This is a genomic window from Actinoplanes cyaneus, from assembly GCF_016862095.1.
Classification (GTDB): Bacteria; Actinomycetota; Actinomycetes; order Mycobacteriales; family Micromonosporaceae; genus Actinoplanes; species Actinoplanes cyaneus.
Genome location: NZ_BOMH01000051.1, coordinates 1 through 23679 on the forward strand (window position 1 = coordinate 1; position 23679 = coordinate 23679).

Genomic DNA, 23679 nt, shown 5'->3' on the forward strand with positions numbered 1-23679 from the left:
CCCCGCCGACTTCTTGCAGCTGGCCCTCAGGGGTGCTTCCGGGCGCGGTCACACCCCGCATGTCCAGCTGGCCGGTCAGAGGAGCAGGCCGCCGGTGGCGCGGATGTTCTGGCCCGTGACCCAGGCGGAGTCCGGGCCGGCCAGGAACGCCACCACCGCCGCCACGTCCGCCGGCTGACCGAGACGGCCCAGCGCGGTCAGGGCCACCGTCCCCGCGATCCCCTCGTCCGAGTTCGCCCCGCGCAGCATGTCGGTGTCGGTGGCGCCGGGCGAGACCGTGTTGACGGTGATCCCGCGCGGACCGAGCTCCTTCGACGCCACTGCCGTGACCTGTTCCAGCGCTGCCTTGCTGGCACAGTAGAGCACCATGCCGGGCCCGGCCACCACGGTGTTCAGTGTGGACAGGTTGACGATCCGGCCGCCGTCGCGCATCAGGGGCACGGCAGCCCGGATGGCGAGCAGCGGGAACTTCGTGTTGATCGTCAGCACCCGGTCGAAGTGTTCCGCGGTCACCTCGCTGATCGGTGTCCGGTCGGCGATCCCCGCGTTGTTGACCAGGATGTCCAGCCCGTCCCGGACCGGCTCGAAGATCGCCGGCAGGGTCGCCGGGTCGGCCTGGTCGCCCCGCACCGCGAGGGTGTCCCCGCCGAGCTCGGCGACCAGGGCGTCCGCCTCCTGTTCCCGGGAGTGGTAGGTGAACACCACCCGGGCCCCGTCCGCGGCGAGCCGTCGCACGATCGCCCGCCCGATTCCCCGCGATCCTCCGGTCACCAGTGCCGTCTTCCCCGTGAGCGTCATGCCCGACGCTAACACCGAGGTCGATGATCGTGGATGGATGTGCCTGTCCGCCGTACGCGGGAAGGGTCTTGATCCTCAGCGTGGCCGCAGGGCCGCCGGAGCGTGGGACGGGACCGCTGGGGAGTTCGGGGCGACCGCTTTCACCTGCTGATAGGGGGAGCCGAGGGCCGGCCGCGCGTCGTCGTCGCCCTTGTTCGGCCAGAACGACATGGCCCGCTCCGCCATCGCCGTGATCGTCAGCGACGGGTTCACCCCGAGGTTCGCCGGCACCGCGGAGCCGTCCACGACGTGCAGCCCGGGACAGCCGAAGACCCGGTGGTACGCGTCCACCACCCCGGTCTCCGCCGTCTCGCCGATCGTGGCCCCGCCGAGGATGTGCGCGGTCATCGGGATGTTGAAGACGTCACCGACCGTCCCGCCGGGGAAGCCGTCGATGCGGTCCGCGATCCTCCGCACCGCCTCGTGACCGACCGGGATCCACGTCGGGTTCGGGTCGCCGTGCCCGGGGCTCGTGGTCAGCCGGCCGCGCCTGGTCCGCCGTACCGTCAGGGAGTTGTCCAGGGTCTGCATGACGAGCGCGATGATCGTCCGCTCGCTCCACCGCCGCACCGAGATCGAATGCGCCAGGACCATCGGGTGCCGCACGCAGTTGAGCAGGAACTTGAGCGGCCGCGGGAGCCGGCCGCCGCCGTCCACCAGCAGCGTGGAGAGCAGGCCCATCGCGTTGCTGCCGGGGCCGTACCGGACCGGTTCGATGTGGGTGGTCGCGTCCGGGTGGAACGACGAGGTGATCGCGACGCCCTTGCTGAACGGCTCGGCCGGCACCCGCTTGGTTTCCGCACCGAGCAGCGCCTCCGAGTTCGTCCTGGTCAGCGAGCCGAGGCGGGCGGAGATCCGGGGGAGTACGCCGGTGTCGCGCATGCCGTGCAGCAGCCGCTGGGTGCCGAGCGCGCCGGCCGAGAGGATCACCTGGCCGGCCGTGAGCGTGCCGGTGCGCGTCTCGACCCGCCAGCCGTCGCCGTCCGGGCGGATCGCGGTGACCTCGGTGTCCGGGTGGACCGTGGCGCCCTTGCGTTCGGCCAGGTAGAGGTAGTTCACGTCGAGCCGGTTCTTCGCGCCGATCTTGCAGCCGATCATGCAGTTGCCGCACTCGACGCAGCCGGTGCGGTCCGGGCCGGCGCCGCCGAAGTAGGGGTCGGGCACGGTCTTCCCCGGCTCTCCGAAGAAGACCCCGACCGGTGTGCGGCGGAACGTGTGCCCCGCCCCCATGTCCTCGGCGACCTGCTTGATGACCACGTCGGACGGCGTCATCGTGGGTTGCTCGGTCACGCCGAGCATCCGGGACGCCTGGTCGTAGTGCGGCGCGAGCTCCCGCTCCCAGTCGGTGATCCCGGCCCAGTGCGGGTCCTGGAAGAACGGCGCCGGTGGCCGGTAGAGCGTGTTGGCGTAGACGAGCGAGCCCCCGCCGACGCCCGCCGCGGACAGCACCATGATGTCCTTCAGCAGCGTGATCCGCTGAATGCCGCGCATGCCGAGCTTCGGCGCCCAGAGGAAGTTCTTCAGATCCCATGACGTCTTCGGCAGCGTCTCGGGGGTGAATCGGCGGCCGGCCTCGAGCACGCCGACCCGGTAACCCTTCTCCGCCAGCCGCAGTGCGCTGACGCTGCCGCCGAAGCCGCTGCCCACGATCACGATGTCGTAATCCGTCATCGCTTCACCTAAGCATTACTCGCCAGTAACGTCCAGGGGTGGAAATCAGCGCCGGTAGATCGTCATCGAATATCCGACTTGGTCGATCTCGGTGCTTTCCGCGAGCAATGCCCGCAGCCGGAAGGTCGAGAGCGCGACCCGCGAGTCGGAGATGACCAGGATTCCGCGGACCTGGTCGGGCGGGACGCTGAAGGGATCGCTCGCCGTGATGCCGTAGTAGGCCGGCACGCCGCTGCCCTTGTAGATCAGCCAGATCTTCTCGCCCGGATAGTCCGTCTTCAGCTTCTGACTCAGCCGGGCCAGGTCCTGCCCCCAGTCGACGTTGGAGTCGTGCAGGTTGCGGTGCGTGTTCGCGGTCCCGCCGAACGCCTCGTTCGAGTAGGGCAGGTAGTAGGGGAACGTCAGCAGCGAGCTGACCGCGACGAACAGGACCAGCAACGCCGTCGTGACCCGCACCCAGCGGACGCGGATCAGCGCCACCGTCCCGGCCCCGACGGCCAGGAACATCGGCAGGAAGATCGCGTAACGGCTGCCGTAGTCGCGCGAGCCGGTCATCGCGGCCGCCAGCAGCACCGCCGAGACCGGGAGCAGGTAGAGCGCGGCGGCCCGCAACCGCGGAACGAAGATCATGGTGAGCGCGCCGGCCGCCCAGAGCACCAGCATCCCCAGCGGCGTCTTGATCAGCATCGCGGCCGGCAGGTAGAACCAGAGGTTCCCCTTGTAGGCGTGGCCGAACAGGAAGCCGTTGTAGGTCTTCAGCTCCAGCTTGAATTGCATCAGCATGCCGTCGCGGTAGGCCTGGGGGAACGGCAGCAGGTCGACGACCTGCGCTTTCAGGCCGGTCGGCAGGTTCGGCGGGGTCGTCCAGCGCAGCTGCGGGTCCACGATCAGATAGACGATCCAGACGACGGCGACCGCGATCAGCCCGGTTCCGAGCGCAGCGCCCGCGCTGCTGAGCAGCCGCTTCTTGAGGTCGCCGGGGCGTGCCTGCCACATGGACCAGGCCGCCAGCAACACCAGCAGCGGTACGGCCGGGAGCGCGCTCGCCCGGGTCGCCAGCGCCGCCCCGAGCGCCACCCCGGCGAGCGGCAGACAGAGATAGGGCCGGTGCCGTCCCCGCCAGGCCAGCCAGAACGCGGTGAGCAGGAACCCGGCGGCGGGAACGTCCAGCGTCGCCAGCGACCCGTGCGCGATCACATCGGGCGAGAAGGCGTACAACGCCAGCGCGAGCAGCCCCCCGACCGGCCCGGCCACGTCCCGCGCGAAGAAGAGCACGACCAGCCCGAACAGCAGCGTCAGCACGATGATCGGCAATCGCGCGGCCATCAGCAGCCGGAACGGGTTGTTCCCGCTCTCGTAGAGCAGGGTCCGCCCGAGCGCCGTCTGGCTCCCGGTGTACGCCGGGTCCAGCTCGTGCGCGCCCCCGAACGTTAGCCCGGTCGCCATGATCAGCTTGCCGAGCGGTGGATGCTCCGGGTTGTAGCGCAGGCTGTGCTGCTGGGCGTAGACCTCGGCGGTGGCGATGTAGACCGGCTCGTCGATGGTCGGCGTCTGCTGCATCGCCGTGGTCACCATGGCGAACGCCATCTGCCCCAGCATCGCCACGACAGCAAGAAGATAGAGGAGACGTCGTCGGGGCATCGGGCAAAGATAACCGGAAGATCAGCCGGTGAACTCGCCCGGAGGAGTGGCGGCCGGGTCGGCGTGTTTCTCCGCCTCGGCGGCCCGCAGCTCGACCCGCCGGATCTTGCCGGAGATCGTCTTGGGCAGGTCGGCGAATTCCAGGCGCCGGATCCGCGCGTACGGCGGCATGTGCTCCCGCGCGTGCTCGAAGATCGCCGCCGCTGTCGTCCCGTCGGCCGCCCAGCCCTCCGCGAGCAGCACGTACGCCTTCGGCACCGCCAGCCGCACCGGATCCGGCGACGGCACGACGGCGGCCTCCACCACGGCCTCGTGCTCGATCAGCACGCTCTCCAGCTCGAACGGCGAGATCCGGTAGTCGGAGGCCTTGAACACGTCGTCGGTCCGGCCCACGTACGTGATGTAGCCCTCCTCGTCGCGGAAGGCCACGTCCCCGGTGTGGTAGAACCCGCCGGTCATCCGCTCGGCGGTCAGCTCCGGGTCGCCGTGGTAGCCGGTCATCAGCCCGACCGGCCGCGGCTCCATCGCCACGCAGATCTCGCCCTCCTGCGCCGGCCGCCCGGTGACCGGGTCGAGCAGCTCGATCCGGAACCCGGGCACGGGCCGGCCCATCGACCCCGACTTGACCGGCTGCCCGGGCGAGTTGGCGATCTGCACCGACGTCTCGGTCTGCCCGAACCCATCCCGGATCGTCACGCCCCACTTCGCCGCGACCTGGTCGATCACCTCGGGGTTGAGCGGCTCGCCGGCCCCGACCGCGATCCGTGGCGGCGTCTTCAGCTCGGTCAGGTCGGCCTGGATCAGCATCCGCCACACGGTCGGCGGCGCGCAGAAACTGGTCACGCCGCAGCGCTGCATCTCGCCCATCAGCCGGCCCGCGTCGAACCGGGTGTAGTTGTAGATGAACACGCAGGCCTGCGCGTTCCACGGGGCGAAGACGTTGCTCCAGGCGTGCTTGGCCCAGCCGGGCGACGAGATGTTCAGGTGCACGTCACCGGGTTGCAGGCCGATCCAGTACATCGTCGAGAGGTGCCCGACCGGGTACGACACGTGGGTGTGCTCCACGAGCTTGGGCTGTGCCGTGGTGCCCGAGGTGAAGTAGAGCAGCAGCGTGTCGCCGGCCTTGGTCACGCCGTCCGGGGTGAAGGAGTCGCTCTCCTCGTACGCCGAGCGGAAGTCCTTCCAGCCCTCGGCGGCGCCCACCGCGATCCGGGTCACCGACTCCTCGACCTGGTCGAACTTGCCGGTCGCCGAGCCCATCGCGATCACGTGTCCCGCCCCGCCACGGGCCACCCGGGCGGCCGCGTCCGCCGGGCCGAGCAGCGGGGTCGCCGGGATCAGGACCGCGCCCAGCTTGATCCCGGCGAGCACGGTCTCCCAGAGCTCCACCTGGTTGCCGAGCATCACCACGATCCGGTCGCCGCGCCGGACGCCCTGCTTGCGCAGCCAGTTCGCCACCCGGTTGGAGCGCTGGGACATCTCGGCGAAGGAGAGGCGCTGCTCGCTGCCGTCCTCCTCGACGATCCAGAGCGCGGGAGCGTCGTTGCCCGCGGCGATCACGTCGAACCAGTCGAGGGCCCAGTTGAACTCGTCCAGCTCGGGCCAGGCGAAATGCTCGTACGCGAAAAGGTAGTCCGCGCGATGAGCGAGCAGGAAGTCTCGTGCCTGCCGGAACTCGTCAGCCATGCCCGTCAGTCTGCTCCGCCGGAACGGGGGCCGCCAGTGAGTCCGCCAGTCTCGCCGCCTGGAACAGTCGCATGATCACGATCAGCTCGAAGAACAGCATCGCCGCTCCCGCGAGCGCCGTGACCGGCAGGATCAGACCGGTCAGCGGCCCGATGATGTAGACGAACATCTCGAACTCGATGCCGCTGAACAGGTGGGTCCGGATCCGGTGCCGCCGCAGCCGGGCCGCCGTCCCGGCCCGGGGCCCGGCCGGCGTGCCGAGCTCGGCGGCCATCCCGCTGCGGACCTTCGCGACCTGACCGCCGTTCACGTAACGGATCAGATCGAGGAAGATCGCGACGGCCATCATCCAGAGGTACGTCACGTCGTGCTGCCGCGCGTACTGCCCGCCGAAGAGCGCGAGCGCGCAGAAGAAGACGCGCACCCGGTCCAAAACGAAGTCCAGCCACTGGCCGAAGATCGTGCCGGTCCCGTTGAGGCGGGCGACCTTGCCGTCCATGCAGTCGGCCACGAAGCTCAGGTGGAACAGCACCGCGCCGGCGACCAGCGACCACCGGTCCCCGCGGGCGAAGGCGGCCGCCGCGCCGGCGCCGAGCACTGTCGCGACCAGGGTCAGCACGTTGGGCGTGACCCATCGGACCGGCGCGACGAGCCACACCAGCCGGGACGCCAGCGGATCGACCAGCAGGACCGTCCACCAGGCGTCGACCGGCTTGTAGGTGCGCTCCCGGATCTCCGCCAGCGAGACCCTCACGCGTGTTCCTTCAGCCCCAGACGCGCGTGGATCGCCCGCAGCGGCCGTGGCGCCCACCAGTTCCACCGCCCGGCCGCCCGCATGAACGCCGGCACCAGGATCGGCCGGACCAGCAGCGCGTCCAGGATGATCGCCAGGCTCGCGCAGAGACCGAAGAACTGGATCAGCGACACCCCCGACGACAGCATCGCCAGGAACGAGACCGACAGGATGCCGGCCGCCGCGCTGATCACCCGGACGCTCTTGCTCATCCCCTCGACCACCGCGGTGTGCAGGTCGGCGCCCTGCTCGTGCCGCTCGATCACCCGGGACAGCACGAACACCTCGTAGTCCATCGACAGGCCGAACGCCACGCAGAACAGCAGCACCGGGATGGCCACCGCGAGCGGCGCCCCGGTCTGCCCGAGCACCGAGGAGAGATGGCCGTCCTGGAAGATCCAGACCGCCACGCCGAAGACCGCGCTCATCGTGAGCGTGTTCAGCAGCAGCGCCTTGATCGGCAGCAGCACGCTGCCGGTGAGCAGGAAGAGCAGCACGAACGTGCTGACCGCGATCAGGACCGCGGCGATCGGCAGCCGGCGGGCGATCGAGCCGGTGATGTCCACCAGCTGCGCCGCCGGTCCGGTGACCAGGACCGGGACCTCGGCCGGCACCGGCACGGCACGGATCGCCCGGGCCAGGACGGCGCCCGCGTCCGAGTAGGGCTCCACGTCGCTGACCACCGAGAACCAGGTGGTGTCCGCACCGGTGAAGCGTGGATCGGCGCGTCCGGGCGCGACCACGATCACGCCGTGCTGGTAGCTGCCGACCATGCTGTCCACCCGGGTGACGCCGGGCACCTCGGAGAGCCGCGCGGCGTAGTCGGCCACCCGGATCCGCGCCTCCGTCCCGCTGCCCCAGTGCTCGGCGACCACCACTGTCGCGCCGCTGCCGGTGTCCGCGAACTCGGTGCGCAGCGTGTCGGCGACCACCCGGCTCTCCGCCTCGTGCGGCAGCACACGGTCGTCCGCCACCCCGAAGCGCACGTGGGCGAAGGGCAGGGCGAGAAGAACCAGGACCAGGATCACCGGCGCGGCCGTACGGACGGGCCGGCGCAACACGAAGTCGGCCAGTCGCGCCCAGAACGTCGACTCGGAGCGCACCTTCCACAGCGACCACTTGTCGATCCGGTGCCCGAGCAGGGCCAGCAGCGCGGGCAGCACCAGCATCGCGGCGCCCACGGTGGTGACCACCACGGCGATGCCGGCGAAGGCGAACGAGCGCAGGAAGTACTGCGGGAAGACCAGCAGACTGCACAGCGCCACGGCCACCGTCGCGGCGCTGAACAGGATGGTCCGCCCCGCCGTCCGCATGGTGGCGCCGATCGCGGTGGTCAGGTCCGGCGTTCGTAGCCGCTCCTCGCGGTAGCGCGAGACGAACAGCAGGCTGTAGTCGACGGCCAGGCCCAGCCCCAGCGCCGTGGCCATGTTGACCGAGAAGACCGAGACGTCGGTGAGCGCCGCCAGCAGCCGCAGCGTGCCGAGCGTGGAGACGATCGAGAAGATGCCGATCAGCAACGGCGCCCCGGCCGCCCCGACCGTCCCAAACACCAGCAGCAACAGCACCAGCGTGATCGGGACGGCGATCGTCTCGGCGGTCGCCAGATCCTTGGTGACCTGGTCGTTGATGTCGTTGTTGATCTGGGTGAAGCCACCGAACTCGACCCGGATCGGCCCGTCCTGGACGGCGAGGTCGTCGTGCAGCACCGCGGCCCGCTCGGCGCTGGTGTCGTCGTCGCCGTCCACGTGCACCAGGATCATGCCCTTGTCGTGGGCCCGGCTGGCGAGTTGCGGCAGCCGGCCGGCCCAGTAGGAGCCGGCCACGGTCACGGCGGGATCGGTGACGAGACGCTGGGTGACCCGTTGCGCCGCGGCCCGGGTGTCCGGGTCGTCGACGCTGCCGCCGGGCTTGGCGATCAGCACCACCAGGTTCGGGTCGGCGGCGCGGAAATGCTCGGCGAGCACTTGCCGGCCGCGTACCGAATCGGAGTCCGGATCGTCGAAACCGCCGGTCTTGAGGGCGCTCACCACATCGCCGCTGAACGCCACGGCCAGACCGGCCAGCAGCAGCGCGACGAGCAGGACGAGCTTGGGGTGACGGGCGGTGAGCCGGACCACCGGCCCGGGAACGACGACGGGGTCGTCGATCCCGGACCGGGGACGGGTCGAGAGAGAGGTCATGTTTCAGGGCTGCTTTCAGGCGGGCTGCGGCACGCGGGCCGGGTCGAGGAACCGGGCGCACAGGTCCACGGTCGTCTCGATGTCCTCGTTGCTGTGCTCGGCCGTGACGAAGAACCGCAGGCGGGCCAGCTTCTCCTTGACCGCCGGGTACATGATCGGGTTCGCGCTGACCCCGTTCTTGAGCAGCATGTCGGCCAGCTTCAGCGCCTTCACCGAGTCGCCGGTGATGCACGGGACGACCGGGGTGCCGGAGCTCGGCCCGGTGTCCAGCCCGGCCTGCTTGGCCAGCCGCAGGAACGTCGCGGCCCGGTCGTGCAGCACCTTCAGCCGCTGCGGCTCCTCGCGCAGGATGTGCAGGGCGGCGAGCGCGGCGGCCGCGTTCGCCGGGCTCATGCCGGCGCTGAAGATGAAGCCCGGCAGGGTGTACCGCAGGTACTCGATCAGCTCGTGCCGGCCCGCGATGTAGCCGCCGCAGCTCGCGAGGGACTTGGACAGGGTGCCCATCCAGATGTCGACGTCCCGGCGGTCCACCCCGAAGTGCTCGCCGACGCCGCCGCCGCGGGCGCCGAGCACGCCGATGCTGTGTGCCTCGTCGACCATCAGCAGCGCGCCGTGCTTCTTCTTCAGCGCGATCAGGGCCGGCAGGTCACAGATGTCGCCGTCCATGCTGTAGACGCCCTCGACGATGACCAGCACCCGGCGGTACCGGTCGCGGATCCGGGTCAGCAGCGCGTCCAGGGCGTTCAGGTCCTGGTGCGGGAACGGCTGGCGGTTCGCCCCGGAGAGGCGGCAGCCCTGCAGGATGCTGTCGTGCGCGAGCGCGTCATGCACGATCAGGTCCTCCGGGCCGACCATGTGCCCGATGATCCCGACGTTCGTCGAGTGCCCGCCGAGCAGCGAGATCGCGTCCTCGGCACCGACCAGGGCGGCCAGTCCGCGGTCCAGCTCGTCGTGCAGCGCCCGGTTGCCGGAGAGGATGCGGGCCGCGGAGACCGAGGAGCCGTAGCGCTCGACCGCCTCCTTCACCGCGTAGTTGACCATCGGGTGCCCGGACAGGCCCAGGTAGTTGTAGCTGGAGAAGGAGATCAGCTGGCGGCCGTGCACCGAGGTCCGGGCGTTGATCACGCTGTCGTGCACGATGTAGTACGGGTTGGCCACGCCGACCCGCTCCAGGATGTTGCCGCGCGCCTCGAACTGGACCACCTCGGGCAGCTTGGTCACGTCGGCGACCTCGGGCCGGCGGGTGTCCGCCCGGTGCACGAGCGACTGCTCGGGCTCGGGCGCCGCCACCGGGGCCGGAGCCGGGGTGACCGCCTGGGCCGGCGCGCCGCCGCCGAGCGCCTGTGCCAGCAGCTGGGTCAGCTCGCCGACCGTGGCGATGCCGAAGACCTGCTCGGGCGCGAGCTCCAGGTCGGGCCAGCGGCGTTTGGCCGCGGCGATCAGCTCGGCCGTCATGATCGAGTCGAAGCCGAGGTCGGTCGCGAACGTCTGTTCCGGCCGGACCATGTCGGCCGGGTAGGCGCTGATCTTGCCCACCATCGCGGCGACCTCGGCGAAGATCTGCCGGTCCTCCACCTTGGCCGGGGCCGGCTTCTGCGCCGGGACGGTGACGCGGGCCGCGGGGGCCGCCGCGATCTCCGGCTTGGCGGCGGGGGCGGGCGGCTCCACCGCGGCGACCGGCGGGCGGGCCGGAACGGCCGGGCTCACCGGGGCGTCCGGCAGGGCGGCCGGGTCGCCTCCGATGTCGCGGAGGACCGCCAACTGCTCGCGCATCAGAGAGATGACGTCGTTCACCGGAATCGGCTCTCCGTTCCTGGGTGCTGCCGGCAGCGCTTCGCGCGCCGGGGTTTCGGGGGTACGGACGTGATGAGTGTCACTTGTACGGACAAATCGGGCCGGTGTGGCCCCCGGAGCGGTGCGCCTGATCGAGTAGTGCTGAGTGGCCAGAGGTGACGGCGGCAGTGTGACCAGCGGCACGCCCAGCCCCTCGAAGAGCGGCGTGAGATCCACCGGGGCGCCCGCCACGGCGAGCCGCCCGAGGCCTTCCAGCAGCGCGTAACCCTCGTCCGGCTCAGCCGGCATCAGCGCGATCGCGTCGAGCCCGCGCGCCGACGGGGTCTGCGCGGCCATCCCGAGCAGCGAATCCCCGGCCGAGACCTGGACCAGGATCTTCGCCCCGGCCTCGACCACCCGGTCCACCGCGTCGCGGAACAGCACCGGTGCCGAGCCCTGCCGGCCCCACAACGCGCGCAGCGTCTCCGGGTCGGCCGGCGCGGCCGGGTCCACGCTGGAGACCAGCGTGCGGATCGGCTTGCGGACCGGCAGCCGCTCCAGGTAGGTGGCGACCCGCGTGTCGACCTCGGACATCAGCGGCGAGTGGAAGGCGTGCGAGACCCGCAGCGGCACCACCGGCACGTCCCGGTCGCGGCAACGCTCGACCAGCTTGCCCACCGCGTCCAGGTGACCGCTCGCCACGATCTGGGCCGGGTGGTTGTAACAACCGGCCCAGACCCCGGGGATGCCGGTGCGCAGCTGATCGAACCCGGCCGCGTCGATCCGGACCGCGGCCATCGTGCCCGGGGCCGGCTCCGCACCCGAGGTCACCGCCGCGCCCCGCTCGATCAGGAACTCGATGCCGTCGTCCGGGGTCAGCGCCCCGGCCGCGACCGCCGCCGCCAGCTCGCCGACGCTGTGCCCGAGCGTGACCTGCGGGGTCACGCCCAGATCGGCGAGCAACTGGGTCATCCCGATCCCCGCCACGCCGAGACCCGGCTGACAGATCCGGGTCGCGCTGACCAGCTCGTCGTCGCCCGGGCCGGGCGTGTCGCAGAGCAGGTCGGTGACCGGTGCGCCGGTGCGCTCGTCGACCCGGTCGGCCAGCGGGCGCACGTGCTCGGCCAGCGCCGGGAAACGGGCGACCAGGTCCCGCAGCACGCCGGGACGCAGCGAGCCCTGACCGGGATAGAGGAAGGCCAGCGAGCGCTGCTCCGGGGCGAGCGGCGTGACACTCGCGTACAGCCCCGCGGCCAGGCGCCCGGTCGCGCCGGCCGCCAGCTCACGAGCCGCCACGGCGAGACGACCGGCCAGCTCCGCACGGGTCCGGCACATCACCGCGAGACGCGCGTCGAGCAGGACCCGGCTGGCCATCGTCCGGGACACCGCCGCCGGCGTCAGCGCCGCGTTCGTGGCGATCAGACCCGACAACCTCTGCGCGTACGAGGTCAGCAGCTCCCCGTTGTCGGCGGAGATCAGCACCACCCACGGGCGCTCCCCGTCGTCGCCGTCCTCCTCCGGCTCGGGCGCCTCGCTGAGCACCGCGTGCACGTTCGTGCCGCCGAACCCGAACGAGCTGACCCCGGCCCGCCGCCGGTCGTCGGCCGGGTGCTCCCAGGCCGTCGGCTCGGTGGCGATCGCCAGGCCCGCCTCGGCGAGCGGCAGCTCGGCGTGCGGGTCGATGGTCGCCGGCTGCGGCGGGACGGTCCGGTGGTGCAGGGCGAGCGCGGTCCGCAGGACCCCGGCCGCGCCGGCCGCCGGCAGGGTGTGCCCGATGGTCGCCTTGCCCGACGACAGGTAACAGGTGCGGTCCGCGGACTTCACGCGCAGCCGGCGGATCGCCTCCATCTCCACCCGGTCGCCGACAGTGGTGCCGGTGCCGTGCGCCTCGAGGAAGTCGATGGCGCCCGGCTCCACCCGCGCGTCCCGGTAGGCGGCGCGCATCGCCGCCTCCTGACCCTCGGCCTTCGGGGTCATCGGGCCGGCGCCCTTGCCGTCGTTCGCGGTGCCGATGCCGTTGATCACCGCGTAGATGCGGTCGCCCGCCTCCAGCGCGTCGTCCAGCGGCCGCAGCACCGCGAGCGAACCACCCTCACCCAGCACGAAGCCGTCGGCGCGGGTGTCGAACGGCCGGCACACCCCGGCCGGCGACAGCGCGCCCACCCGGGAGAAACCGACCAGCGCGTTCGGCGTGAGGTTGAGGAACACCCCGCCGACCAGGGCCGCGCTGCACGAGCCGGTCCGCAGATGGTTGACCGCCTCGTGCATCGCCACCAGGGCCGACGAGCAGGCCGCGTCCACGGCGAACGACGGCCCGCCCAGGTCGAGCAGCTCGCTCACCGTGGCCGGGGCCATGTTCAGCAGCGAGCCGGCCATCGAGAACGACTGCGGCGGGTCGATCGCCGCCTTCGCCGCCTCGGCGATGGCCTTCAGCAGCTCGGGGTCGTTGGCGTTCGGCGACAACGAGCCGTCCGCGAGCAGGCTCGCGGTGAGCCTGGCTCCCGTCATGTCCTTGTAGTCGGCGGTGCTCAACCCGACGAAGACGCCGGTGGTCGAGCGATCGAAGGGACGCCGCTCCCAGCCCGCGTCCTGGACCGCCTCGCGGGCCAGATCGACGAGCAGGCGGTGCTGCGGGTCCATGGCTTTGGCACGCCGCGGTGGGATGCGGTGGTGCAGGGCGGCGAACTTCTCGACCTCGTCAAGAAAGGCCACCCGGTCGGTGTACGTGGCATGGGTGTCACGGAAGTTCGTCGAGTAGAACGTCTCGTGATTCCAGCGAACCGACGGTACGGGCCGGAATTGATGAGCGGCGGCCAGTGAGTTCGCCCAGAACTCGACCACGTCGCGCGCCCCCGGAAAACGGCAGGATAGGCCGACGATGGCAATGTCCAAGAAACTTCCCCATGCTTGCGAGCCTGAATGTCCGCCGGAGGGCGGCCAGGAAAGCGCGGGACATGCCGATGGATGTCGTCGGCAGATGCGCTCGTCCGCAGAGGCTAACGCACGAGAAGCCGAAAGGATTATGGACAACCGGTCCGGCGTTTTAAGAGACCGGTCGCGGATTCTTCTCGAAACCTAGAACAGCGTGGTGCCGAGCCGTATGACCTCTGACTCGGGGTCATGCTTTCGCATGACGGCCGTGTCGCGGCTTCGGCGGCTCGTGCGTTGTTACTCCATGCAGGTCAGGGAGGATTTCCGTCACCCGTAAGTGTTCCGATTTGGGAATTTCGCCCCCTTCGCCTAGTTTTGTGCGTCATGAAGCACACGACCATGCGGTGGCTTGCTGCGGCCGCGGTTCTGGCCGGCCTTGCCGCCTCCAGCCCCGCTCAGGCGGCCCCCGAGACACACCGATCCGGCCCCGTTCGCATGAACGCGACCGCCTACTACGGCACGCTCGACGTCATCGCCCGCGAGACGCTCGGGCTGAAGGCGCACTTCACCACCTGGGACGGCCACCCCGTGGCCGGCCTGCCGATCCAGTTCACCACCACCGGTGAGCGCTTCCCGCTGTGCGAGGCGACCACCGACTTCGGCGGCTGGGCGGAATGCAAGAACGGGCCTGTCCCGCCGCCCGTCTCGCTGGCGAACCTGCTCGTCAACGGCTACGACGCGGTCTGGCTGGGCAACCGGCGGTTCGCTCCGGTGAGCGCGCACAACAACATCGGGATCGGCTGACCCTCCGTACCGGAGAAATGTTTTGGTTTTTGCACGCGGCCGTGGGGCGCGCTCACCGCGCGCCCCCGGGCGGCCGTTGTCTCAGGCTTTCGCATTTCCGGATCGCAGATCCGTCCCGACCTCGTGCAGATGGCTCAGCGCCTGCCGGTAGGAATCGATCAGGCCGGTCATCTCATAGGGCACGCCGATCTCCGCGCAGTAATCCCGCACGATCGGCTGCGCCTTGCGCAGATTGGGGGTCGGCATCGCCGGGAAAAGGTGATGTTCGATCTGATAGTTCAAACCGCCGAGCGCCGCGTCGGTCAGCCATCCGCCGCGAACATTGCGTGAGGTCAGCACCTGCTTACGGAAGAAATCCTCGGTTCCGTCAGGGTGCGGCATCCCCTTGTGGTTGGGCGCGAACGTCATTCCGAGGTAAACCCCGAAAAGCGCCTGGTGCACGACGAGGAACGCCAGCGCCTGCAGCGGGCTCAGCACCAGCAGCAGCGCCGCCACGTAGAACACGACGTGCGCGCCGAGCAGCAGCCACTCCGCCCGGGGACGTTTGACCGTCCCGTTCAGCAGCGCGCGGACGCTGTCCTTCTTCAGCGAGATCCCGAGCAGGGTGAGCAGCGGGAAGAAGAACCAGGCCTGGTGCTTCGTCAGGAAGCCCTTGCCCCGGGCCTGCTCCCGGGACCAGACCAGCACGCCCGGCCCGACATCCGGATCCAGGTCGTCGTGATTCGGATTCGCGTGGTGCTTGGTGTGCTTGTCCATCCAGTAGCCGTAGGACATGCCGATCGCCAGGTTGCCGGCGATCAGCCCGGCCCGCGAGCTCGGCCGGTTGGTGCGGAAGACCTGCCGGTGCGCGAGATCGTGCGCGACGAGCGCGGTCTGCGCGAACACCACGGCCAGGAAGACCGCCACGGCCAGCGTCCACCAGGAGGCGCCGACCAGGAAGAACGCCGCCCAGCCGCCGATCAGGGCGAGCGACACCAGGCTCAGGCGGACGGCGTAGTAGCCGGGGCGGCGGCGCAGCAGGCCGGCCGCGTTGATCCGTCGGTTCAGCTCGGCGAAATCACTTCCGGCCGCGCGCGGCCGCTCCGTCATGGTCGTCATGCCTCTCAGCCAACCGGATCAGGTGCTCGCGCACAGGAGCGCAGACCCCCCGATCGGCACCAGGCAGGCCCCCGGTGCGGGGGTAGTGCTGGCACTACCGACAAGCGTGCGGGCGGTCGGCAGGATGGGGACATGGACTCGCGTGACTGGATTCGCGACGGGCTCCGCTCCGTGGCCGGCGGGCTGCTCGCCATCCCGCTCGCGGTGCTGAACCTGCCGCTGTTCGTGCTCTCGGTGGCCACCCTGATCCTGGGGGTGGTGCCGTTCCTCGGGATGGTGCTGTTCCCGCTGGTCACGATGCTCGTGCGAGCCCGGGCCAACCTGGCCCGGCGGCTCGCCGGGGGTGTCGGCGTCCCGATCGCCCGGCCCTATCGACCGCTGCCCGACGGCAAACGGCTCGGCCCGTGGCGTTACTACCGGTGGATCCTGACCGACCCGGCCACCTGGCGCGACTTCGCGTGGCTGGTGCCGGGCGCCGTGATCGGCTTCGCGCTCGGCGCCCTTTCCCTGGCCGTCCCGATCTACGGCCTCGAGGGTGTCCTGCTCATCCCACTGTGGATCTGGCTCGGCACGGGGTGGTATGGATATGGCGCGATCTGGCCGTTCGACACGGTCGGCGACGCGTTCCTCTCCCTGCCGCAGGGTGCGCTGATCCTGGCGATCGGGCTGGCCGTCGCCCCCTACCTGCGCCGGTTCGACGCCCTCTTCGCCCGGCAGCTGCTCGCCCCGACCCGTAACGCCGAGCTGCGCCTGCGGGTCAGCCAGCTCACCGTCACCCGGGCCGACGCGGTCGACGCGCAGGCCGCCGAGCTCCGGCGGATCGAGCGTGACCTGCACGACGGCGCCCAGGTGCGGCTCGTGTCGCTGGGCATGACGATCGGCCTCGCCGAGGAGATGGTCGAGACCGACCCGGCCGGTGCCCGCAAACTGCTCGCCGAGGCGCGGGAGACCAGCAGCGCCGCGCTGGCCGACCTGCGCCACCTGGTCCGCGGCATCCACCCGCCGGTGCTCGCCGAGCGCGGGCTCGACGGGGCGGTCCGCGCGCTGGCCATGGCGTTGCCGATGCCGATCACCGTGGAGGCGGCGCTGCCGGGCCGGCTCGACACGCCGGTCGAGTCCGCCGCCTACTTCGCGATCGCCGAGGCCCTGGCCAACACGATCCGGCACAGTTACGCCCACACGGCGAAGGTCCAGGTCCGGCACACCGGGTCGCTGCTGATCATGCAGGTCAGCGACGACGGTCTGGGCGGGGCCGACCCGACCGGCGGCACCGGCCTGCGAGGCATCGAGCGTCGTCTTGCCGCGTTCGATGGCACGATGAGCCTGTCCAGCCCACCGGGCGGACCGACCGTCGTGACCATGGAGCTGCCTTGCGCGTCGTTCTCGCCGAAGACCACGCCCTCCTCCGGGACGGCCTGACCCGCCTGCTGACCGCACACGGCTGCGAGGTGGTTTCCGCTGTCGACAGCGGGCCGGCGCTGCTCCCGGCCCTGATCGAGCATCGCCCCGACGTGGCGGTCGTGGACGTGCGCCTGCCACCGACGTTCACCGACGAGGGTCTGCAGGCCTCGATCGCGGCCCGGGAGAAGATCCCCGGCATGCCGGTCCTCGTCCTCAGCCAGCACGTCGAGCCGCTGTACGCTCGCGAGCTACTCTCCGACCGCAACGGCGGCGTCGGCTACCTGCTGAAGGACCGGGTCTCCCACGTCGCCCAGTTCATCGACGCCGTCCGGCGCGTCGCCTCCGGCGGCACGGCGATGGACCCCGAGGTCGTCTACCAGCTCCTGGCCCGCCGCCAGTCCCCGCTCTCCGCCCTCACCGTCCGCGAGCGGGAAGTCCTGTCCCAGATGGCCGAGGGCCGCTCCAACGGCGCGATCGCCGCGAAACTGTTCATCGGGGATAAGGCGGTGAGCAAACACATCAACAACATCTTCACCAAGCTCGACCTGCCCGTCTCCGACGACGACAACCGCCGGGTCCTGGCCGTCCTCACCTACCTCCACGCCTGACCCGCGCAGTTCCGTCCTCCACGCCTGATCGGGGTGCGCCGTGGTTGGGCAGTGCCGTTGTCCACGCCTGACCGGCGTGCACTGCCGTCCTCCACGCCTGACCGGCGTGCACTGCCGTCCTCCACGCCTGATCGGGGGCGCCGCCGTGGCCGGGCAGTGCCGTCGTCCACGCCTGATCGGGGGCGGCGCTGTGGTCGGGCAGTGGCATCGTCCACGCCTGATCGGGGCGGCGCCGTCCTTCTCCAGGCTCGAGCCCGCCCGTGAACGCCCGCGATCTCGCGGCCTGCTCCCGGTGGCCGAGCGACTCACGGTTGCGGGCTGGTTCTCATGGGCGTTATTCGTTCCTCATAACGCCCATGAGAACCAGCCCGCAACGCCGGCTCGCGGCAGACGCGGAAGCAACGCCAACCCCGCGCCGCGTGTGTCCGTGAGCCCGTGCTCGCGCGTCCGTGCCCGCGCCCACACGTCCGCGTCGGCGTGCCAACGCCTGTGGTCGCGTGCCCACACCGGCGTGCCAGCGCCCGTGGCCACGTGCCCGCGCCCACGTGCCCGCGCCCGCGTGCCCGCGCTCGTGCCCGCACGTCCGTGCCTGTGGCGCGCCCGTGCGTCCGCGTGCTCGTGTCCGCTTGTCCGCGCCGGCCGGGATGTAGTGGCGGGCGTGACGGGACGCCGTGGTCGGGCGGTGCGGCTGGTCGGCTGGTGCTCACGGTTGTTGTGAGGGACGAATGACGACCGTGAGCACCAGCCCGGTGGGGGACTGCTCAGTGGTGTGACAGGCGGGCCACGCGGCCGTTCACGCCGGAGGCCCAGCACGTGTGGGACGCGCAGGCCACGGCGTCGAAGCTGCCGGTGTCGAAACGCCGCCACGTGCGGCCGCCGTCGGAAGAGACGTCGCTGCCGGTCGGGCCGACGGTGACGGCGGTACGGCCGGACCAGGCGACGCCGGAGCGGTATTCGCCCGGGACGACCCTGGACACCGTCCAGGTGCGGCCGTCGCGGGTGACGGCGGAGCCGGCCGGCGCGGACGCGGGAGTGGTGTAGTCCCCGCCCACCGCCAGGCCGTGGCCGGGGTCACGGAACGCGAGGCCGTAGATGCCGGCGGTCGGCCCGCTCGGGATCGGTGTCGAGGTGACCCGCCAGCTGTGTCCGAAGTCGCGGGAGCTGAACACCCGGGCGGCCGCGCCACCGCCGGTCGCGAAGAACGCCTGTCCGTGGGTGGAGACGAGGCAGGTTCCGCTGGCCGCGAACGCGAACTCGCCGTCCAGGGCCGCGGGCATGCCGCCGTCGGGGAGGACGGACCAGGAGCGGCCGCCGTCGCGGGTGGCGAGGATGCGGAACTTCCCGCCGACCGGGTCGGAGAGGGCCAGGCCGTGCCGCCGGTCGAGGAACGTCATGCAGTCGTAGAAGGCGGCGGCGTCCTCGTTCTGGAACGTCCGGGTCCAGGTGCGGCCGGCGTCCGCGGTCGTGTAGATCCGGGAGTCGGTGCCGGAACCGATGGTCAGGGCGACCGCGTGCCGGGCGTCGAACGCCTCGATGTCACGGAACTCGAGCGTGGCGGCGTCCGCCGGGCCGACCGAGGACCAGTTGCGGCCGCCGTCGACGGTGCGCAGGATCGTGCCCGCGCTGCCAGCGACCCAGGCGACCGAGTCGCTGACCGCGGCCAGCCCACGGAACTGGGCGGTGGACCCGGTCGTGCTGAGCCGCCATGTGAGCGCTGTCACCCCCGCGGAGGTGCCGGCGCGGGCGGCAGCCGCGCCCGGGAAGGTGCGGGCGGCAGCCGCGCCAGGGAAGGTACGGGCGGCAGCCGCGCCCGGAGAGTTGCTGGTGCGGGTGGCCGTGCCCTGCGGGGCGCCGGGAGAGGCCGCCGCCGGAGCGCCGGCGAAGCCGTTCGTGGCGGCGGCCGTCGCGAACGCGAGCAGTCCTATCGACAACCTTCGTTTGATCGTCATGGTCGGTGAACATACCGCTTCGGCGGGTGTGTGGCACGGCACTGATCTGCGATCCGCCATCGGGCCGAAACAGTGCGGTATCAGAATGTGGGACATGGAATCCGCTGTCACCGTCGCCATCACCCGCCGGGCCGACCCGTCCCGAGCAGCGGAGATGGCTGCCTGGGTGCGGGCCGGCGCATCGCTCGCCGAGGACTTCCCGGGGTTCCTCGGCACCGGCTGGGTTCAGCCCGCGCCGGGTTCGCCGGAGTGGCACATGCTCTACCGTTTCGCCGACGCGGAGGCGTTGCGGGCGTGGGAGGAGTCGTCGCAGCGGCGGTGGTGGCTGACCTCCGCCGAGGGTTTCGTCGAGCACACCCGGGTGGAGCGGCGCACCGGCATCGAGGGCTGGTTCGATCCGCCTCGCGAGCTGCACGTCAAGCAGAACGAGAAGGCCCCGCCGCGCTGGAAGCAGGCGGTCACCATCTGGCTGGGCTTCTTCCCGGTGAGCCTGCTGGCCGGCTGGCTGCTCGCTCCGCACCTGACCGGCCTGCACCTGATCCTGCGCACGATGATCACCACGTTGGTGCTGACGCCGATCATGACCTACCTGGTGCTGCCGCGGGTGACCCAGGTCCTGCAGCCCTGGCTGACGGGCTCCCGCAAGCGGAAGAGCTGACCCGGCGACACAGCCGGCCGAACTGGGAGCCGGCGAGGCAGTTCAGCCCCCGAGTCGCTCCCGCAGGCGGACCGTGTCGCCGACGGTCCAGCCCTGAGGCGGCGCGACGGTCGCCCACCCGTCCACGGTCGTCGACTTGTAGACGTGCCCGTGCCCGGTCGGTGGCTGGTTGGCGAAGGCCAGGTCACACGTGGTCTGCCAGAACGTCACCCACGGGAACCAGTGCATCGACGGCATCACGTCCGGCCCGCGTTCCCCGCGCAGCCAGGCCGGTCGTTGCCACAGCAGGCTCCAGTTCCACCAGACGATCGGGTCGGACGAGTTCTGCAGGTAGACGACCTTGGGCCGCGGCCCGGGCCGATCACGCAGCTCGGTCGCGTCGTCGGCGAAGTCCACCGGCAGGCCGGTGTAGACCGGGTCCCACACCGGTGACCCGGCCGCCCGGTCGCGCGTGAGCTGCTGGTGGACCGGGTTGGCGAAGGTGGGGCCCTCCATCAGCGCCCCGTCCGCGCTCGAGACCAGGGCGGCGGCGCTGCCGAAGGTCGCTTCGATGCCGTACGTGCCGAGGCTCTCCCCGAAGAGCAGCAGCTTGGGCCGGTGGTCCACGGGCAGCGCGGCCCAGCGCTCCCGCACCGCCGTGATCAGGGCGGACGCTGCGTCGACCACCTCCGACCGGTCCCCGATGAACGAGATCCAGCTCGGCAGGTACGAGTACTGCACGGAGACGAGGGCGGTGTCCCCGGCATACATGTACTCCAGCGACTGGGTGACCCGGTTGTCCACCCAGCCGGTGCCGGTCGGCAGGAACAGCGCCACCACGTCGCGCCCGAACGCGCCGGTCCGGTCCATCTCGCGGACCACCAGGCCGGCCCGTGCCTGCAGGGTGTCCGCGGAGGCCAGCCCGGCGTAGAGGCGGATCGGCTCGGCCGCGGGCCGCCCGGCGAACGCGGTCAACTCCTCCTGGCTGGGTGAGCTGGCGACGAAGTTGCGACCCTGCCGGCCGAGGGTGTCCCAGGGCACCAGCGATCCGGGGCCGCCGGAGCGCAGCGCCGAGGCGGGCTGGTGCACGCCGTTCCCGGTCCCGTTGTTGATCACCGCGGCGGACCGGTCGGCGACCGCGAACAGGTGCGCGACCAGCAGCCCGTCGAACGCGCTGTAGCTCAGCACGGCCACGACCACGGTGCCGGCGCAGTAGGCCGCCCGGTCCGGCACGATCAGCCGGAAGACCAGGGCGCAGCCGTGCGTGGCCAGTCGCAGGGCGCGCGCGATCAGCAGCAGCAGGCCGACGGTGAGCAGGCTCGCCCCGACGGTACGGACGATGTCGTACTCCTGGGCCGGTGCCATCCCCAGCCGCACGCGCAGCTCCCGCTGCCAGCGGACGCCGAGCACGAGGCAGGTGGCGATCATCGGGAGCAGCAGCACGGCCAGCACCCGCCACCAGATCCGTACCGTCCGGGGCGAGAACCGGAATCGCAGCCTGATCAGCGCCCCGATCGCGGTGCCCAGCGCGTACCCCATGGCGGCGGTGATCCCGGCGACCACGCCCTGCAGGATGCCGGTGCGCGGGAGCAGCGACGGCGTGAACGCGAGGCTGAAGAAGACGGCGGCCAGCCCGGCGCCGGTGAGGCTGAGCGGGGCCCGCATGATCCTCGGTTGCAGGTTCTCCGGGGAGCGTCGTGGCCGTGGGATCCGGGTGCCGGGACTCTGCGCGGGGGGAGCGGCCACTTCGTTGCGCATGCAAGCTCCGATCAGCGACGGGGGCGTCGGGTCGGTACCGCTCCATCATCGCGGGTCGATGCGTCGGTGCGCGTCCCCGTTTCCGGGTGGTTTTGTGCTCCGGGTTCGTTCAGCGGGGCGATTCGCTGCCGATTACCAGCAGGGAGGAGGGACGCGATGCGGGTACGGAACTGGATCGCGGTGCTGGTCAGCCTGTTGCTGCTGGCAGCCGCCGGCGGGGTCGCCATCATGGTGAACCGCTCGGCGCTGAGTGCGGCGGACACGGTTCACCGCGCCGACAGCACCGAACTGGGCACCAACAACGCGACCCTGACCGGTCAGCTGCAACTGCTCTCCGCGCAGGAGCTGGCCCAGGTGCTCGCGGAACACTCGCTGTCCCTGGCCGAGGGTGACGCGTCGGATCACGCGCTGCTGGTGCTGGCCGCTTCGAAGAGCGCCACCTTCCAGTACGGCATGATGCTGACCGACTCCGCCGGCAAGGTCCTCAACGCGAGCCGTGCGACCGGCCTGCCCACGGGTGACGACGCCGGCTGGGCGCCGATGCGCAAGCAGTTCGCCGGGGGCGCCAAGGTCGGCTTCTCGTCGGTGATGACGGTGGACAACATCCCGCTGGCCGCGGTGGCGGTGCCGGTCATGGTCGCCGGCGTGCCGGTCGGTTTCCTGATCGGGCTCAACCAGGTGGCGATCACGTCGCTGCAGAAGTACACCGCGCAGCTCGCCACCGGCAGTCACCGCACCGACGTGGTGGACAGTTCCGGGACGGTGGCCGCGAGCAGCGTGCCGGACCTGATCGGCGGCCGGACGGAAGCGCCGATCGTGGCACAGCTCGGCGCCACCGGCACCCGGTTCGTGGAGTACAGATCCGGCAGCACCGACATGATCGCGATCGTGGTCGGCGGCCTGCCCAGCGGTTACTCGTACATCCGGACCCAGACCAAATCGACCTTCGACGGGGCGGTGCACCGCCGCAGCCAGACGGTGAACATCACGCTGCTCGCCATGCTGCTGATCGGCGTGGTCGCGATCTCGGTGCTCGGTTACCGCAGCCAGGTCCAGCGGCGCCGCGCCGACGAGCGGTTCCAGGCGCTGTTCCAGCACGCCCCGGACATCGTGACGGTGATCGACACCGACGGCCGGATGATCTTCACGAGCCCCAGTTCAGCGGCGATCCTCGGGTTCGAGCCGGGCATGCTGGTCGGGCAGAGCGTCTTCGAGCTGGTGCATCCGGACGACCAGGCGTCGATGCGGGAGCGGCTGCAGTCGATCCTCACCGACCCGGCCGGGGTGCTGCGCCTGCAGTGCCGGGTGCGGGCGGCGACCGGTCACTACCGCTGGTTCGACTTCACCGCCTCCAACCAGATGGCCAACCCGGCCCTGAACGGCGTGGTGATCAACGCCCGGGACGTCTCGGAGAACCGGGCGTTCCAGGAGCGGCTGGCGCACGAGGCCCAGCACGACCCGCTGACCGGCCTGCCGAACCGGCGCCGGATGCAGGACGCGCTCGGCTCGTCGTTGCGCCGTGACCCGGTGGCGGTGCTCTTCGTCGACCTGGACGGGTTCAAGCCGGTCAACGACCAGTTCGGGCACGAGGCCGGCGACGAGTTGCTGCGTCAGGTGGCCGAGCGGCTCAGCGGCTGTATCCGGGCCGGCGACGTGCTGTCCCGGGTCGGCGGCGACGAGTTCGTGGTGCTGATGCCGGGCGTGCTCGGGCCGGGCGACGTCGAGGCGATGGCCAACCGGGTACGGATGGTGGTGGAGATGCCGTTCCGGATCGCCGGTCAGCACGTCACCATCGGGGCGAGTGTCGGCGTGCACCTGGCCGGCCCCGCCGAGGACCCGGACTCCGCCCTGCGGGCCGCGGACCACGCGATGTACGAGATCAAGCGCGCCGGCGGCAGCCGTAGCAGGAGCCGCGTGCTGGACCGGATCGGCAGGCACCGCGCGGAGGCCTGAGAATAGTGCACACTGGGTG

Annotated in this window: 15 protein-coding genes; 5 read left to right on the top strand and 10 right to left on the bottom strand. The window is 71.2% G+C overall.

What is annotated here, in order from left to right:
- Positions 1-75: 75 nt before the first annotated feature.
- The 7 genes from Acy02nite_RS32295 to Acy02nite_RS32325 all read right to left on the bottom strand — a co-directional run bounded on the left by Acy02nite_RS32295 (position 76) and on the right by Acy02nite_RS32325 (position 13473).
- Positions 76-798, bottom strand: a complete 723-nt coding sequence (locus Acy02nite_RS32295; RefSeq protein WP_203748982.1) for an SDR family oxidoreductase — start codon at positions 796-798, stop codon at positions 76-78.
- Between the two features lie 75 nt (positions 799-873).
- Positions 874-2508: an FAD-dependent oxidoreductase gene (locus tag Acy02nite_RS32300; RefSeq protein ID WP_203748985.1), complete on the bottom strand. Its 1635-nt coding sequence runs from the start codon at positions 2506-2508 to the stop codon at positions 874-876.
- A 45-nt stretch (positions 2509-2553) separates the two neighbouring features.
- Complete coding sequence (locus Acy02nite_RS32305) at positions 2554-4149, bottom strand: phospholipid carrier-dependent glycosyltransferase (RefSeq protein WP_203748997.1); 1596 nt, start codon at positions 4147-4149, stop codon at positions 2554-2556.
- A 21-nt stretch (positions 4150-4170) separates the two neighbouring features.
- Positions 4171-5835 carry an AMP-binding protein gene (locus tag Acy02nite_RS32310; RefSeq protein ID WP_275407304.1) on the bottom strand — a complete coding sequence of 555 codons (1665 nt, stop codon included), beginning with the start codon at positions 5833-5835 and terminating at the stop codon, positions 4171-4173.
- Complete coding sequence (locus tag Acy02nite_RS32315; protein WP_203748999.1) at positions 5828-6589, bottom strand: CDP-alcohol phosphatidyltransferase family protein; 762 nt, start codon at positions 6587-6589, stop codon at positions 5828-5830. Before Acy02nite_RS32315 ends, Acy02nite_RS32310 begins: the two co-directional genes overlap by 8 nt.
- Positions 6586-8808, bottom strand: a complete 2223-nt coding sequence (locus tag Acy02nite_RS32320; protein WP_203749001.1) for an MMPL family transporter — start codon at positions 8806-8808, stop codon at positions 6586-6588. The genes Acy02nite_RS32315 and Acy02nite_RS32320 overlap by 4 nt, the downstream gene beginning before the upstream one ends.
- 15 nt (positions 8809-8823) lie before the next feature.
- The gene (locus tag Acy02nite_RS32325; protein WP_264653414.1) at positions 8824-13473 is read right to left on the bottom strand and encodes a type I polyketide synthase; all 4650 of its coding nucleotides are present in this window, start codon (positions 13471-13473) and stop codon (positions 8824-8826) included.
- Positions 13474-13836: 363 nt separating this feature from the next.
- Here Acy02nite_RS32325 and Acy02nite_RS32330 point away from each other — a divergent pair, with 363 nt between their 5' ends.
- Positions 13837-14256, top strand: coding sequence for a hypothetical protein (locus Acy02nite_RS32330; protein ID WP_203749003.1), 420 nt, complete (start codon positions 13837-13839; stop codon positions 14254-14256).
- Positions 14257-14337: 81 nt separating this feature from the next.
- On the opposite strand, the gene Acy02nite_RS32335 is transcribed toward Acy02nite_RS32330, so the two are convergent.
- On the bottom strand, positions 14338-15354 hold the full coding sequence (locus Acy02nite_RS32335; RefSeq protein ID WP_203749005.1) for a fatty acid desaturase family protein: 1017 nt from the start codon (positions 15352-15354) through the stop codon (positions 14338-14340).
- 132 nt (positions 15355-15486) lie between these two features.
- On the opposite strand from Acy02nite_RS32335, the gene Acy02nite_RS32340 reads away from it, so the two are divergent.
- Together Acy02nite_RS32340 and Acy02nite_RS32345 are read left to right on the top strand one after the other, a co-directional pair.
- Complete coding sequence (locus tag Acy02nite_RS32340; RefSeq protein WP_203749007.1) at positions 15487-16773, top strand: sensor histidine kinase; 1287 nt, start codon at positions 15487-15489, stop codon at positions 16771-16773.
- Positions 16725-17363 (top strand): response regulator transcription factor, encoded by a 639-nt coding sequence (locus tag Acy02nite_RS32345; RefSeq protein WP_203749009.1) that lies wholly within the window; start codon positions 16725-16727, stop codon positions 17361-17363. The genes Acy02nite_RS32340 and Acy02nite_RS32345 overlap by 49 nt, the downstream gene beginning before the upstream one ends.
- Before the next feature lie 761 nt (positions 17364-18124).
- On the opposite strand, the gene Acy02nite_RS32350 is transcribed toward Acy02nite_RS32345, so the two are convergent.
- Positions 18125-19312: a beta propeller repeat protein gene (locus Acy02nite_RS32350; protein ID WP_239175414.1), complete on the bottom strand. Its 1188-nt coding sequence runs from the start codon at positions 19310-19312 to the stop codon at positions 18125-18127.
- Positions 19313-19406: 94 nt separating this feature from the next.
- Between Acy02nite_RS32350 and Acy02nite_RS32355 the strand changes: the two genes are divergently transcribed.
- Positions 19407-19970, top strand: coding sequence for an antibiotic biosynthesis monooxygenase (locus Acy02nite_RS32355; protein WP_203749011.1), 564 nt, complete (start codon positions 19407-19409; stop codon positions 19968-19970).
- Between the two features lie 42 nt (positions 19971-20012).
- Here the strand turns inward: Acy02nite_RS32355 and Acy02nite_RS32360 are convergent, their stop codons facing one another.
- Positions 20013-21707, bottom strand: a complete 1695-nt coding sequence (locus tag Acy02nite_RS32360; RefSeq protein ID WP_203749014.1) for an alpha/beta hydrolase — start codon at positions 21705-21707, stop codon at positions 20013-20015.
- A gap of 156 nt (positions 21708-21863) precedes the next feature.
- Here Acy02nite_RS32360 and Acy02nite_RS32365 point away from each other — a divergent pair, with 156 nt between their 5' ends.
- Complete coding sequence (locus tag Acy02nite_RS32365) at positions 21864-23660, top strand: sensor domain-containing diguanylate cyclase (protein ID WP_203749017.1); 1797 nt, start codon at positions 21864-21866, stop codon at positions 23658-23660.
- The last annotated feature ends 19 nt before the right edge of the window (positions 23661-23679 follow it).

What these genes read in the sequence shown, in the direction of transcription:
- Acy02nite_RS32335 (WP_203749005.1), bottom strand. Translation starts at nt 15,354, where the DNA reads ATGACGACCATGACGGAGCGGCCGCGCGCGGCCGGAAGTGATTTCGCC.
- Acy02nite_RS32305 (WP_203748997.1), bottom strand. Translation starts at nt 4,149, where the DNA reads ATGCCCCGACGACGTCTCCTCTATCTTCTTGCTGTCGTGGCGATGCTG.
- Acy02nite_RS32340 (WP_203749007.1), top strand. Translation starts at nt 15,487, where the DNA reads ATGGACTCGCGTGACTGGATTCGCGACGGGCTCCGCTCCGTGGCCGGC.
- Acy02nite_RS32350 (WP_239175414.1), bottom strand. Translation starts at nt 19,312, where the DNA reads ATGACGATCAAACGAAGGTTGTCGATAGGACTGCTCGCGTTCGCGACG.
- Acy02nite_RS32295 (WP_203748982.1), bottom strand. Translation starts at nt 798, where the DNA reads ATGACGCTCACGGGGAAGACGGCACTGGTGACCGGAGGATCGCGGGGA.
- Acy02nite_RS32300 (WP_203748985.1), bottom strand. Translation starts at nt 2,508, where the DNA reads ATGACGGATTACGACATCGTGATCGTGGGCAGCGGCTTCGGCGGCAGC.
- Acy02nite_RS32320 (WP_203749001.1), bottom strand. Translation starts at nt 8,808, where the DNA reads ATGACCTCTCTCTCGACCCGTCCCCGGTCCGGGATCGACGACCCCGTC.
- Acy02nite_RS32365 (WP_203749017.1), top strand. Translation starts at nt 21,864, where the DNA reads ATGCGGGTACGGAACTGGATCGCGGTGCTGGTCAGCCTGTTGCTGCTG.
- Acy02nite_RS32330 (WP_203749003.1), top strand. Translation starts at nt 13,837, where the DNA reads ATGAAGCACACGACCATGCGGTGGCTTGCTGCGGCCGCGGTTCTGGCC.
- Acy02nite_RS32310 (WP_275407304.1), bottom strand. Translation starts at nt 5,835, where the DNA reads ATGGCTGACGAGTTCCGGCAGGCACGAGACTTCCTGCTCGCTCATCGC.
- Acy02nite_RS32360 (WP_203749014.1), bottom strand. Translation starts at nt 21,707, where the DNA reads ATGCGCAACGAAGTGGCCGCTCCCCCCGCGCAGAGTCCCGGCACCCGG.
- Acy02nite_RS32355 (WP_203749011.1), top strand. Translation starts at nt 19,407, where the DNA reads ATGGAATCCGCTGTCACCGTCGCCATCACCCGCCGGGCCGACCCGTCC.